Genomic DNA, 13,960 nt, shown 5'->3' on the forward strand with positions numbered 1-13,960 from the left:
GCTCGGAGCGGAAGCTCGAGCGACTCGAGCTCCAGCCGCCGCGCAAGGAAGCAGGGGTAGACAAACATGGGTCGTCACACCCGGTATGAGGGGGACGCGAGTCTCGCGGTAGCCATTGTCGGCATGGCCGCCCGCGTTCCCGGTGCCGAAGACGTGGAGTCCTTCTGGCGCCTGCTGCGTGAGGGCAGGGAAGCCATTACTTTCTTCACCAACGAGGCGATGAAGGCCTTGGGCGTGGAGCCCGGCTGGCTCGCCAATCCAAACTTCGTTCGCGCCGCGCCTGTCCTGGAGCGGCCGGGGCGCTTCGACGCGGCTTTGTTCGGATACGCCCCACGTGAGGCGGAGTTGCTGGACCCGCAGCACCGCATCTTCCTGGAGTGTGCCTGGTCGGCGCTGGAGCACGCGGGCTACGCCCCGGGCCGGTTGACGGTCTCCACCGGCGTCTTCGCGGGCTCCAGCCTGAGCACCTATCTGCTGTTCAATCTGCTCTCTCGGGCGGAGTTCCAGCAGGCCGAGGACACGTTCCCGGCCATGGTGGGTAACGACAAAGACTTCCTCGCCACGCGCGTGGCCTATCACTTCAATCTCAAGGGGCCCGCGCTCACCGTGCAGACGGGGTGCTCGACGTCGCTGGTGGCCACGCACCTCGCCTGTCAGTCGTTGCTGGGCTACCAGTGCGACGTGGCGCTGGCGGGCGGCGTGTCCGTGCACATGCCCCAGCGCACGGGCTACCACTATCAGGACGGCGGCATCTCCTCTCCGGACGGGCACTGCCGCGCGTTCGACGCCAAGGGGCAGGGCACGCTCTTCGGCAGCGGTGCGGGTGTGGTGGTGCTCAAGCGCCTGGAGGACGCGCTGAACGATGGTGACACCATCCACGCCGTCATCCGTGGCTCGGCCATCAACAACGACGGCGCCATGAAGGTGGGCTACACCGCCCCCGGGGTTGAGGGACAGTCGGAGGTCATTGCTCGCGCACAGGCCGTGGCGGAGGTGTCCCCGGACTCCATCTCCTACGTGGAGGCGCATGGCACCGCCACGCCGCTGGGAGATCCCGTGGAGGTGCAGGCCCTCACGGAGGCCTTCCGCGCGGGGACGGACAAGCGTGGCTTCTGCGGGCTGGGCTCGGTGAAGACCAATGTGGGCCACCTGGACGCGGCGGCGGGAGTCACCGGCCTGCTGAAGACGGTGCTCGCCCTGGAGCATGGCGAGCTGCCTCCCAGCCTTCACTACGAGAAGCCCAACCCGCGCATCGACTTCGAGAGCAGCCCCTTCTACGTCAACGCCGCGCTCAAGCCGTGGCCGGAGGGGGATACGCCTCGGCGCGCGGGGGTGAGCTCGTTCGGGATTGGTGGCACCAACGCGCACGTCATCCTGGAGGAAGCGCCTGTCACCCTCCCGGGGGATGCGGCGCGCCCATGGCAGCTCCTGGTCCTGTCCGCGAAGACAGCCTCGGCGCTGGAGTCCCAGACGGCCGCGCTGCTGGCGCACTTGAAGGCCCACCCGGAGCAGCAGCTCGCTGACGTGGCCTGGACGCTTCAGGTCGGGCGCAAGCCCATGGAGCTTCGCCGCGTGGTGGTGTGTGAAGACCGGGCGAGCGCCGTGGCGGCACTGGAGTCCAAGGACCCGCAGCGCATCTTCACCCTGGCCCCGGGCAACGGCACGCCGTCGGCCGTCTTCATGTTCCCCGGCGGTGGCGCGCAATACCCGGACATGGGCCGTGGCCTCTACGGCTCCGAGAAGGTGTTCCGCGAGGCCGTGGACCGTTGCTGCGAGCTCCTGCGGCCCCGGCTGGGCTTAGACCTGCGGCCCGTCATGTACCCGGACGCGGCGCATGCCGCGGATGCCGTTCAGCGCCTCAAGCGCACGTCGCTGGCGTTGCCCGCGCTCTTCACCGTGGAATTTGCGCTGGCCCAGCTGTGGCAATCCTGGGGCGTGAAGCCCGAGGCGCTCATCGGCCACAGCCTGGGCGAGTACGCCGCGGCCTGCCTCGCGGGCGTCTTCTCCTTGGAGGACGCCCTGGCGCTGGTGGTGCTGCGCGGCCAGCTCTTCGAGGAGTTGCCCGGTGGCGGCATGCTCAGCGTCCCGTTGCCCGAGGCGGAGCTGCGCCCGTTGCTGGGGGATTCGCTGTCCATTGCCGCGATGAACGGACCCGCGCAGTGCGCGGTCGCCGGTACGGTGGAGGCCGTGGAGGTGCTGGCCGCGGAGCTGACCCGGCGCGAGGTGGAGTTCCGTCACATCCCCATCGACGTGGCGGCGCACTCCCACCTGGTGGAGCCCATCCTCGCGCGCTTCCAGTCCTTCGTGGGGACCCTGACGCGCAATGCCCCCACGTTGCCCATTGTCTCCAACGTCACCGGCACATGGATGACGCCAGCGGAGGCGGTGGACCCGGCCTACTGGACGCGGCACCTGCGGCAGACAGTGCGCTTTGGTGACGGCATCCGCACGCTGGCCGCGCAGCCTGGCCGCGTCTATCTGGAGGTTGGTCCGGGCCGCACGCTGGGGACGCTGGCGCGCCTGCAGCTCAATGGGCCCAAGGCCCCCTCGGTGCTCTCCTCGCTGCGTCACCCGCAGGACCCGGTGCCGGATGACGCGTTCCTCACCACCACCGTCGGCCGGCTGTGGGCGGCGGGCATGGAGGTGGATTGGAGCGCGGTGCACGGCGGTGCTCGGCGTCTGCGCGTGCCGCTCCCGACCTATCCCTTCGAGGGCCAGGATTACTGGCTGGCGCCGGAGGTGTCCTCCGCGCGTCGCAGGGGTATCGCGCGCAAGAGCGCGGACGTGGCCGGCTGGTTCTATTTGCCCTCGTGGCAGCGTGCGCCGTTGATTCCCAAGGCGGGACCGGTGACGCCGCGCGGGTGGCTCGTCTACCTGGACGCGGGGGGGCTGGGGGCGGCCCTGGCGGAGCGATTGGAGCGCCTGGGCCACGGCGTCGTTCGCGTGACGCCTGGCACCGGTTTCCGTCAGGTGACGGAGCGCGAGTTCACCGTAGATGGGCGAGAGCGTGAGGACCACGCCCAGTTGCTGCGTGCGTTGAAGGCTCGGGACTTCAACGTAGAGCGCGTGGTGTATCTCTGGAGCCTCGATGTGACTGGGGCGGACTTCGACGAGGCCCAGGTTCGCGGTTTCTTTGGCGTGCTGCGGCTGGCGCAGGCCCTGTCCGGAGCGGAGCTGCCCGGGCCCGTGGAGTTGACGGTGGTGGGGCGCGAAGCGCTGGAGGTGGAGAGCGCCGATGCGGTGGCGCCCGAGCGAGCCACGTTGCCGGCGCTGTGCAAGGTGATTCCGCAGGAGCTGGACACCGTGGCGTGCCGCTACGTGGATGTCCGCACGCCGTCGGTGGACGCATTGGTGCGGGAGGTGACGTCGGACGCCCCGGAGCCGGTGGTTGCCTGGCGAGGCCCACACCGGCAGGTGCAGGCGTACGAGCCGCTGCGCATCGAAGCGGACACGCCGGTGTCCTGGCCCCTCAAGCAGCGCGGCGTCTATCTCGTCACGGGCGGTCTGGGCGGCGTGGGCTTGCGGATGGCGGACTATCTGGCGCGCACCAGGCAGGCGCGGCTGGTCCTGGTGGGGCGCTCCGGCGCGGGGCTGGACTCGGATGGCCGCCGTCAACGTGCGGTGCGGGCGCTGGAGGCCGCGGGAGCGGAGGTGCTGGTGGCTCGCGCGGATGTGGCGGATGAGGCGCAGTTGCGCGCGGTTCTGGCGGAGGTGGATTCCCGCTTCGGTTCGCTGGATGGGGTCATCCACGCGGCGGGGCTCGCGGGCGACGGCGCGGTGTCGTTGCTTGGCGCCATGGAGCCGGCGACGTGCGCGCCGCACTTCCGGGCGAAGGTGCATGGCACGTATGCGCTGGACCGGGCGCTGGCGGGCCGCACGTTGGGGTTCGTGATGCTGGTCTCCTCCAACGCCACGGTGCTGGGCGGCCTGGGATTGGGAGCCTACGCGGCGGCCAATGCCTTCCTGGATGCTTTCGCGGCGGCACGCTCGCGAACTGGAGGCACGCGGTGGCTGAGCACCAACTGGGATGGATGGCCAGTGGATGCCGCCGAGGGTGCGAAGGCCATCCAGACCAGCATCGACCAGTTCGCCATGACGCCAGATGAGGCGGTGGAGGCCTTCCGCCGGGTGGTGGAGGCGCCGCTGGAGGGGCAGGTGTTGGTGTCCACGGGCAACCTGGACGCGCGCGTGGCGCAGTGGGTGCGCCGCGAAGGTGCGGGCGCGAAGAAGGACGCGGGGGGCACGTTGCACTCACGGCCCGCGCTGGGCACGGAGTACGTGGCACCCACTGATGAGGTGGAGCGCGCGCTCGTGCGCGTGTGGCAGGAGCAGCTGGGGCTGGAGCAACTGGGTATTCACGACAACTTCTTCGACCTGGGAGGGAATTCACTCCTGTGGCTGAAGATCGTCGGGCGCATGAAGCGGGAGCTGGGGCGGGACGTGCCGCTCACCAGCGTCTTCGAGGCCCCCACCGTGGCCACCCTGGCGAAGAAGCTGGGTCAGGGACCGGCCCCAGCGGAGAGCACCGCCTTCGAGTCCAGCCAGAGCCGTGGAGCTCAACGCAGAGAGCGGCGCAGCCGTCGCGAGTAGGGCGCGTGCCCGCGCCGAAGCCCCCTTCGACCTACGAGAACCTGGAGACGACACCTTGGACAGCAAGCTCCCTCAGGAGTTCGACGACGCCGACGTCGCCATCATCGGGATGGCCGGGCGATTTCCCGGCGCTCGGGACGTGGAGACGCTTTGGGCCAATCTCCGCGAGGGAGTGGAGTCCATCCGCTTCTTTTCCAAGGAGGAGGCCCGCGCGGCCGGTGTGCCGGAGGAGCGGCTGGAGGACCCGTCCTTCGTGAGGGCCGCGGCCATCCTTCCGGAGCCGGAGTTGTTCGACGCGGCCTTCTTCGAGATGCCGCCACGCGAGGCGGAAATCACGGACCCTCAGCACCGTGTCTTCCTGGAGTCGTGCTGGGAGGCGCTCGAGCACGCTGGCTACTCACCGCGTGACTACGCTGGCGCCATCTCCGTGTTCGGCGGCGCTACGCTCAACACGTACCTGTTGATGAACCTGGCGCGGAACCCGCGTGTGCTGGAGTCCTTCGAGCCGGTGCAGGTGAACATCGGCAACGGGGGCGACTTCCTGGCCACCCGCGTCTCGTACAAGCTCAACCTGCGGGGCGCCAGCCACACCGTGCAGAGCGCGTGCTCCACATCGTTGGTTGCGGTGCACCAGGCTTGCCAGAGCCTGCTCAACGGCGAGTGCGACATGGCGCTCGCGGGCGGTGCGTCCGTCAACGTGGGGTTCTTCAACGGGTACCGGCACGCGGAAGGCGGGATGGCTTCACCGGATGGTCACTGCCGGCCCTTTGATGCGAAGGCGCAGGGTACGCTCTTCGGCAGCGGCGTGGGCGTGGTGCTGCTGAAGAAGCTCCGAGCCGCGGTGCGGGACGGTGACACCATCCATGCCGTCATCAAGGGCTCGGCCACCAACAATGACGGTGCGCTGAAGGCGGGCTTCACCGCGCCCAGCGTGGACGGCCAGGCCGAGGTGGTGGCGGAGGCGCTCGCGGCGTCGGCCTTGGATGCGGACGACATCAGCTACGTGGAGGCCCATGGCACCGCCACGCCGCTGGGCGACCCCATCGAGGTGCAGGCTCTCACCAAGGCTTTCCGTGCCACCACCCAGCGACGGCGCTTCTGCGCGCTAGGCTCGGTGAAGGGCAACCTGGGCCACCTGGACGCGGCCGCGGGCATCACGGGCCTGATGAAGACCGTGATGGCGCTGAAGCACGGCGAGCTGCCGCCCAGTCTTCACTACGAGCGTCCCAACCCGGCCATCGACTTTGATGGCAGCCCGTTCTACGTCAACGCCGCGCTCAAGCCCTGGCCCGCGGGGGACTCGCCGCGGCGCGCGGGCGTGAGTTCCTTCGGCGTGGGTGGCACCAACGCGCACGTGGTGCTGGAGGAGGCTCCCCAACTGCCCGCGAGCGCACCCTCGCGACGTGCATGGCACTTGTTGCCTCTGTCAGCCCGGACGCCCTCGGCGTTGGAGTCAGTAACGACGCGGCTGGTGGAGTCATTGAAGAACCAAAGGGGTGTGAATCTGGCGGACGTGGCCTGGACGCTCCAGGCCGGACGCCAACGTTTCCTGCACCGTCGCTTCGTATTGGCGCACAGCGCGGAGGATGCGGTCGACGCGCTGTCGCAGCCACAATGCCCTCGCGTGTTCACCGAGGCTCAGGACGCGGTGGAGCGGTCCGTGGCGTTCCTCTTCCCGGGCCAGGGGTCGCAGCACGTGGACATGGGGCGAGCGCTTTACGAGGCAGAGCCCATCTTCCGCGCCGAGGTGGACCGCTGCGCGGAGTTGCTGAGGCCCCACCTGGACGGACTGGACCTGAGAACGGTGCTGTACCCTCAGCCCGAGGCCGCCGAGGTCAGCGGGACAAAGCTTGCTCAGACGGCGCTCACGCAGCCCGCGCTCTTCACGCTGGAGTACGCTACCGCGCGCCTGTGGATGTCCTGGGGCGTGATGCCGCAGTCGATGCTGGGACACAGCATCGGCGAATACGTGGCGGCGTGCCTCGCGGGTGTCTTCTCGCTGGAGCATGCGCTGAGACTGGTGGCCGCGCGTGGCCGGCTCATGCAGGGACTTCCTTCCGGTGCGATGCTGGCGGTGCCCCTGTCCGAGGACGAGGTTCAGCCATACCTGCGCGCAGGCGGAGCCGAGCTCAGTCTGGCGGCCCTCAATGGCCCCATGCAGTGCGTGCTGTCGGGGACGCACGCAGCCGTCGAAGCGGTGCGGAAGCAACTCCAGGATGCGGGGATTCAGTGTCAGCCGCTGGTGACGTCGCATGCCTTCCACTCGTCGATGATGGACGCCATCCTCGACGTGTTCGCCGCGCAGGTGGCCACGGTGCCGCTGGCGGCGCCCACGCTTCCATTCGTCTCCAACGTCACCGGCACCTGGGTGACCGCCGAGCAGGCGACGAGCCCTCGTTACTGGGCCGAGCACCTGCGCGGAACGGTGCGTTTCGCGGAGGGACTGCACGCGCTCTTCGCCGACGCCAGGCGCGTGTTGCTGGAGGTAGGCCCGGGCCAGGTGCTGGGTAAGCTGGCGAAGCGTCACCCCGCATTCACGGCCTCGCACATGGTGCTGGCGTCCATGCCTCCGCCCAAGGATGACGGGGCCACCGCCGGCATGGCGCCGCTGGCCTATGAGACGCTCGGCCGGCTGTGGCAAGCGGGCGTCCTCGTGGACTGGAAGGGTGTCCATGGCGCGGAGCTTCGATATCGGGTGCCACTTCCCACCTATCCCTTCGAGCGCCAGCGCTTTTGGATCGAGCCCGCCGCCGTCGAGACCGCGCCTCGGGTCACGATCGCATCCCAGCCCGCGGCGGCGGCGCCGGACGCCACGCCTCAGGCCTCGCAGGCGGAACCGGGGGGCGAAGCCGTCAGCGCGCGCCCGTGTCAGCCGCGCCCGCAGCTTCGCAGTGCCTACGTCATGCCGGGCACGCCACTCCAGCGGTCGCTGGTGGAGTTGTGGCAGGAGATGCTGGGCGTGGCGCCCATCGGCATCCAGGACAACTTCTTCGAACTCGGTGGCGACTCGCTCATCGCCGTGCAGCTCAGTGGCCGCATCAAGAAGCAGTTGGGCTTGGACCTGCCTGCATCAAGCCTTTACGAAGGCGTCACCGTGGAAGCCCTGGCGGCGCTGCTGAAGCCGGCGGAAGCGGTGGGGCAGGAGCGCCGTGAAGAGGCGCCAGTGGCGGATGCTGCGCTCCAGCGTCGCAAGCAGACCCTGGCGCGGCAGCGCAACCTTCGTCGCTTCGACGACGATGATGATGCATGACCGCTCCACCGATTGCTGCGACGGACGGCTCGCATGATGGGGCCGTCCATCGTGGGAAGCTTCGTGGCGCTCGTTGATGCACATCGCCGCGAGATATGCTGCTCGTGGCCATGGACCTCCGAGACATCATCCCAGACGTGCGTGATGGGCTCAGCCAGGTGGAGCGCGTCATCCTTCACACGCTGCATCAGCTTCAACGGGAGCGGGGTGGCCGCTCCGTTCCCACTGTCATGCTCACATCGACGTTTCAGGACGTCTTGCGGATGCGGCCATTCTGGGTGCCGCCAGCAGCCATGGCCATGGCCACGCGGGAGTAGGCAGACACGTAGGGCTGAAGCACCGTGCGTGACCAGCGCCCCGGAATCCACAGGTAGCTGTACAGCCCGTGCCTGCGCGCGCCACGGCGCCGCTTCGTCTCGTACCCGCTGGCGCCCAGCCAGAGTTTCTTGACGCCGAGTTCATAGGCCCGGCGCAGGGGCTCGTAGAAGGCGAGGTTGAAGTACAGCGGCGTCTCGGATGCCCCGGCCTCGGCGCGGCCGACCCGGTAGAACCACATCTCATCGTTCTTGTGGAGCAGCAGGGAGAAGCCGATGGGTTCGCCGTTCTGGTAGGCGACCACGGCCTCGGCCTCGGGCGAGACGTGCTGGTCGAGCGCTGCCCAGAACGTGGAAGGATGGCGGAGGTGCTCGCTGCCATACTTGGAGTAGGTCACCTCGTAGAACCGCTCCAGTTGCTCCGCCATCTCGCCCATCCGGGAGACGCGCTCGAAGCGAACGCCCGCATCCCGAGCGTGCGCCATCTCCTTCTTGAGCACCCGCCGGACGTCGCTCTTGAACTGGCCCAGGTAGGCGTCGAAGTTGTCCCCCGGGACATCCATGACGTTGTCGTCGTAGATGAAGATCTCCTGGAACGTCGCCGAGGTGAGCGCCTCTCTCAGCGTCGTGTCATCCCGTTCCACGCCGTAGAAATAGAGCGGCAGCCGCTCGCTGGTAGCGAGCTCCCGGAGTCCTTGGAGGATGAGCTCCCGAGCCTGCTTCGCGACGTCCACGGACTGCGCGGCACAGTGGATGCTGCTCCGCATGCTGAGCGGGCTGGTGACGAAAACGCCGCCATCGAAGCCTGCTCCCGTGCGCCAGGCCACGTTGCGGTAGAGGTCCGCCGCCGCGATGGCCACCCGGCTCCAGGCCGGCCCGTTGGCGAAGCCTTTCTTCCAACTGGTGAAGAGGAAATGCTCCAGCGAGTAGGGCGTGTAGATGGTCTTGCTACGGGTGATGAAACACGGGCACATCGCGACGGGAGTGCCCTGCTGATACGCAATGGCATATCGCAGGGACAGCTCCCCCCGGGCCATGGCGGACAGGTCGACCGCGTCCAGCATGCGGAACCAGCGCCGGCCGAAGAAGACGCTCGACTCGGAGGTGAGGGCATCCAGCTCCGCGTCGCTCAGGTGGCTGACGGAGTCGTGGAATTTCAGGGTAAGCGTCATGGCCGGGGGGCTTCGTCGGGCGCGGGTCCGCTCAGCCGTTGAGCAGCTGGACGGCGGGGTGCCGCTTGGGGCTGGCGAGGTGCCGCGCGAGGTTGGGGCGCTGCTTCATGCGCTCGAAGAACCCGAACAGCCCAGGGTAGGTGCTCTCCAGAAGGTCCTGGAGGCCGTTGTCCACGAGCAGCTCCAGGAAGCCGAAGACGCTGGTGTCCGCCACCGTCACGGAGGGGCCGACGAAGAAGCCGTCACCGCTGCCGTTGCTCTTCAGCAGGCGCTCGAAGTGTGAGAGCCACTGCGGCAGTTCCTCGCCCAGGATGATGGGGAGCTGCTCGGAGAGCTGGTCCGGCGTGAGCGAGGTCAGGCTGCGCGCACGGGCCGTCACTTCCTCGACGCCGTCGATGATCATGTCGCAGGCGGCGGTCTCCCGCGCATCCTTCCCATAGAGGCCGCGGGTGCGCGCGACGTGACGCATGATGGCCAGGCTCTGCACCACGCGGAAGCCGTCTGGCTCCTCCCACAGCGGCACCTTGTCGAAGGCCAGCATGCCAGCCGCCTTGATGGCCTCGAAGGCCGGTGTCTTCACCTTGGCCTGCACGTCATAGGTGCCCAGGTCGATGTCCTCGTACTCCGTTCCGGACTCGGCGAGCAGCAGGCGGATCTTCTCGGCGACGCCTCGACCCGTGAAATACGACAGGCGCGGCAATGATGATTGAGCGTTCATACAGGGTTCGTGGTTGGAAGGGAGAGGCTCTATACTAGAGTAAACGTATTATTCGGAAGGGGCAGACTTCCTTGACTGGTGTATCCGAGCCTCTGGATTCCGCGAAGTCCGAAGCACCCGCGCTCGTCTCCCTTGCTCCAGGAATGGCCCTGTGGCCGTGGGCCGCGCTGCGTGGCGCCGGCTTTCCCGCTCAGGATGCGCTCCGGCTCGCGGCTCCGACAGCGGCCGCCGCCGCCGATACATGGCTCGCGTCTGGGGTTGAGACACCCGGTGACGCACTGCGCACCGCGTTCGACTCGGACCTGCTGGGTATCAGCGCGGCGCTGCGCTCGCTGGCGGGGGAGTCCCACCTGAGCGAGGCCCTCCTGTGGCAGAACCGCCATGCCTACAAGACGGGCGTGGAGCCGCTGGCGGCCCTTCCCGCCACCGCTCGGAACAGCAAGGCCCGGCAGCGTGAGCGGCTGGTGGCCTCCTACGTCCAGCGCTACAGCACCAAGAACGACACCATCGGCTTCTTTGGTCCCGTGGGTTGGGCTCGGCTCACCCCGTCGAATGACGGGCTGCGCTGGACGCCTGGGCAGCAGCTCGTCTCCCGGCGCGCGGTCTATTTCGAGACATGGTGCCTGGATGCGCTCAGCGCCGCACTGGCGCGCGACGCGTCCCTGCGTCACTGGGCACCTCCCCGGCTGTTGCCATACTTCCGGCTGGAGGGTCACGTGCTTCACGGTCCCATGCCCACGCCGGTGGAGCTGAGCCCGGAGCAGGCGCTGCTGTTGTCGCGGTGTGATGGCTCGGCCAGCGCCGTGAGCATCGCGCGGGAGCTCACGGCTGGTGATTCGCCTGCCTTCGCCACGCAGGATGAAATCTACACGGCGCTCGAACAGGCGGTTGGTTTCGGTGTCCTGGTCTGGGGCTGGGAGGTGCCGCTCGTCCTCCGGCCCGAGGTGGTGCTGCGCGGCGCGTTGATGGCCATCGAGGACGCAGACGCACGGGCCCGTGCGCTGGCGCCGCTGGAGCGCCTGGAGCGCGCGCGTGCCGCGGTCCAAACGGCGGCTGGGACGCCCGCGGCGTTGGATGCCGCGGTCGCGGATTTGGAGGCCGTGTTCCAGGAGGTGACGGGGGCGCCGCCGACGCGCGCGGCGGGCCAGACGTATGCCTCGCGGACGCTCATCTACGAGGACTGTGAGCGGGACGGCGCGTTGGCGCTGGGCGCTCCGGTGATTGGCCGGCTCGGAGCCGTGCTGGAGCTGGTGCTGACCGGAGCGCGGTGGCTGGTGGGGGAGGTGACCCGGGGTACGCGCGCGGGCCTGGATGCGCTCTTCGACCGGTTGTCCGAAGGCGGCGCACCCGTGTCGCTCACCGCGCTCCAGCTCGCCTTCGTCCAGGGACTCAAGGACCCGGCCTCTGAAGCGGAGCTGATGCCCGTGGCCAAGGCTGTCGCCGAGCATCGCCGGCGCTGGCGTGAGCTCTTTGCATTGGAGCCGGACGTCCGCCGCCAGACGCGCACCGTTGATTCGCTCCGGCCCCGCGTGCTTGAGGCCTTCGGCGAGTCGGGCCCGGCATGGCGGAGCCGCTGGCACGCCTCACCGGACGTGATGATTGACGCGGCAAGCGAGGAGGCTGTTCGTACCGGGGACTACCAGTTGGTGCTGGGCGAACTGCATTTGTGCAACAGCATCTCCTCGCTCTTCGTGGAACAGCACCCAGCGCCCGAGGAACTCTTCGCGCTCGCGGAGCGGTGTGCCACCGGGGCCGACGTGGTGCCCGTGTTCCCGAAGTCCGAGTGGAGCCAGCGGACGCTGCCGTGCCTCTTCCCGCGAGACAGCCTCTACTACCTCTCCGGGCAGGAGCCGCCGCCCCAGCCGGGCGCACGCGCGCTCCGCGTGGGGGACATGGTGGTGGAGCGGCGAGACGGCTCGTTAGAGGTCCTCGACCGCGTGAGCGGGCGCCGCTTTGGCCTGATGGAGTTCATGGCCGTGTTCCTGGAGCAGCGCTGCGCCAGCATCTTCGACCTGGCGCTGGCCGATGACTACTCGCCCCGGGTGACGGTGGATGGCGTGGTCGTCGCCCGTGAGCGCTGGAGCGCGCCTGCTTCCGAGCTGGGCTTCGCCGGCCTCACGGACCCGATGGCGCAGTGGCTGGAGGCCCGGCGTTGGCAGCAGCGGCTGGGCATTCCGCGCTTCGCGTTCTTCAAGGTGGCGACGGAGCGCAAGCCGTGCTTCGTGGACTTCGACAGCCCCTTGCTGGTGGAGATGATGGCGAAGCTGGTGCGGCGCACGGCGGAGGAGTCGCCGGCTTCGCGCGTCCAGTTCTCGGAGATGCTGCCGGACCCGGAGCACCTCTGGCTCACCGACGCGGCTCAGCGCCGCTACACGAGCGAGCTGCGGTTGGTCTGCGAGATGTCTTGACCAGCCCGCGGCCTTTCAACGGTTTCACCCCTGTTCATGAAGGAGCCGTACGCCCATGAGCGTGCCCGAGCCGATTCCCGGCGGACAATTCCCTCCAGAAGTCAAAGCGCTGCACGGCCGGCTTTCCCCTGCCGCCGCTGCGTTCCTGGAGTTCACGGAGCGCGTCCCCGAGGCCCTTTCGCGCCACAAGTTCAATCCACACGAGGCATCGCCGTTCATCACCTATGAGCTGCATGCGTGGCCCACCTTCGTGGAGGGCCCAGTCGCGCGACAGATGCGGGAGGTCGCTCCGGCGCTCTGCCGGCTCATCAAGCGGGCCCCCCGGCGCCTGCTGGGGGCCACGGATCGCGCGGCGGCGTTCTACGGACTGCCGCATGAGCGGGCGCACGCGGCGCTCGAGGCCCTGGCGCGGACGGATGACGCCCGCGGAGCCATTGGCCGTGGTGACTTCATTCATGACGGCACGGCCTTCAAGTGCGTGGAGTTCAACCTGACCGCGGGTGTCGGGGGCTGGGAGACGGCCATCCACGTCCAACAGGTGCTGGCGCAGCCCGCGATGCAGCGCTTCGCCATGGAGCAACGGCTGCGCGTTCGGCAGCCACGGACGCTGCGCGACTTCTTCTCCAACCTCGTCGACACCGTGCGGCGGGACATCGACTGGGAAGGGGAGTGCAACATCGGAATCCTCTTCACCCCCAGCACCTTGCCGGACGCTGGCCCCGCGGAGCTGGTGAGCCGGTTCTTCACCGCCCAGCTCCAGGAACTCCTCCAGCCCGAAGGCGCGCGCGGCGAGGTCCTCCTGGCCGCCTATGGCTCGGTGGAATCCGAGCCCGGCGCCCGCCTCACGCTCCGGGGCAAGCGGCTTCACGCCGTTGTGGAGTACGACGCGCGAGACAGGCTGGCGATGGCGGGAGCGGCCTACGTCGCGCAGGCCCAGGCCGCGTTCGATGCCCGGACGGTCAGCCTCCTCAACGGCCCGGCGCAGGATGTGCTCGACGACAAGCGCAACCTCGCGCTGCTCTGGGAGCACGTGGCGTCGCCCGCGCTGTCCGAGGCGGAACAGGAGTTGGTGCGCCGGCACGTGCCCTGGTCATGCCGGGTCGAACGGACGCACGTCGAGCGCGACGGGACGCGGTACTTCGTTCCGGAGCTGCTGGCCTCGCAACGCGAGTCCCTGGTCCTCAAGCCAGGCCGGGACTACGGCGGCGAGTCCGTTCTGGTGGGTGGAGCGACCTCCGCCGCCGACTGGGACACGGCCGTGCGCAAGGCGCTCGACGTGGGCGGCTGGGTGGCGCAGGAGCGCGTGCACCCGATGCCCCTCCACGCGCTGGGACCGGAAGGCACGGTGGTGCCCTACAGCGCCGTCTGGGGACTCTTTGTGCTCGGAGAGACCTACGGCGGGCACTTCCTCCGCATGTGCCCCATGCGGCGGGGCACCGGCGTGGTGAACGTCGCGCAGGGCGCCATCGTGGGCGCCCTCATCGAACTGGAGTGAGGCTTCAGGGCCG

At 68.9% G+C, this 13,960-nt stretch carries 6 protein-coding genes; 4 read left to right on the forward strand and 2 right to left on the reverse strand.

From position 1 onward, the window contains the following. The first annotated feature begins 66 nt into the window (after positions 1-66). Both BHS09_RS18155 and BHS09_RS18160 read left to right on the forward strand, forming a co-directional pair. Positions 67-4,590 (forward strand): type I polyketide synthase, encoded by a 4,524-nt coding sequence (locus BHS09_RS18155; RefSeq protein ID WP_140798443.1) that lies wholly within the window; start codon positions 67-69, stop codon positions 4,588-4,590. A 55-nt stretch (positions 4,591-4,645) separates the two neighbouring features. Further along, entirely contained in the window at positions 4,646-7,840 is a 3,195-nt protein-coding gene (locus BHS09_RS18160) for a type I polyketide synthase (protein WP_140798444.1), read from the forward strand. A 247-nt stretch (positions 7,841-8,087) separates the two neighbouring features. On the opposite strand, the gene BHS09_RS18165 is transcribed toward BHS09_RS18160, so the two are convergent. Further along, positions 8,088-9,326, reverse strand: a complete 1,239-nt coding sequence (locus BHS09_RS18165; protein WP_140791643.1) for a GNAT family N-acetyltransferase — start codon at positions 9,324-9,326, stop codon at positions 8,088-8,090. Between the two features lie 31 nt (positions 9,327-9,357). Beyond that, a complete protein-coding gene (locus tag BHS09_RS18170; RefSeq protein WP_140791645.1) occupies positions 9,358-10,044 on the reverse strand; it encodes a glutathione S-transferase in 687 nt (228 codons plus the stop codon). 143 nt (positions 10,045-10,187) lie between these two features. On the opposite strand from BHS09_RS18170, the gene BHS09_RS18175 reads away from it, so the two are divergent. Next, the gene (locus tag BHS09_RS18175; RefSeq protein ID WP_140791647.1) at positions 10,188-12,452 is read left to right on the forward strand and encodes a lantibiotic dehydratase; all 2,265 of its coding nucleotides are present in this window, start codon (positions 10,188-10,190) and stop codon (positions 12,450-12,452) included. Positions 12,453-12,507: 55 nt separating this feature from the next. Next, positions 12,508-13,947 (forward strand): circularly permuted type 2 ATP-grasp protein, encoded by a 1,440-nt coding sequence (locus tag BHS09_RS18180; protein ID WP_140791649.1) that lies wholly within the window; start codon positions 12,508-12,510, stop codon positions 13,945-13,947. Positions 13,948-13,960 lie beyond the last annotated feature (13 nt).

It is taken from the genome of Myxococcus xanthus (assembly GCF_006402735.1).
In the GTDB taxonomy this organism is placed as follows: domain Bacteria; phylum Myxococcota; class Myxococcia; order Myxococcales; family Myxococcaceae; genus Myxococcus; species Myxococcus xanthus_A.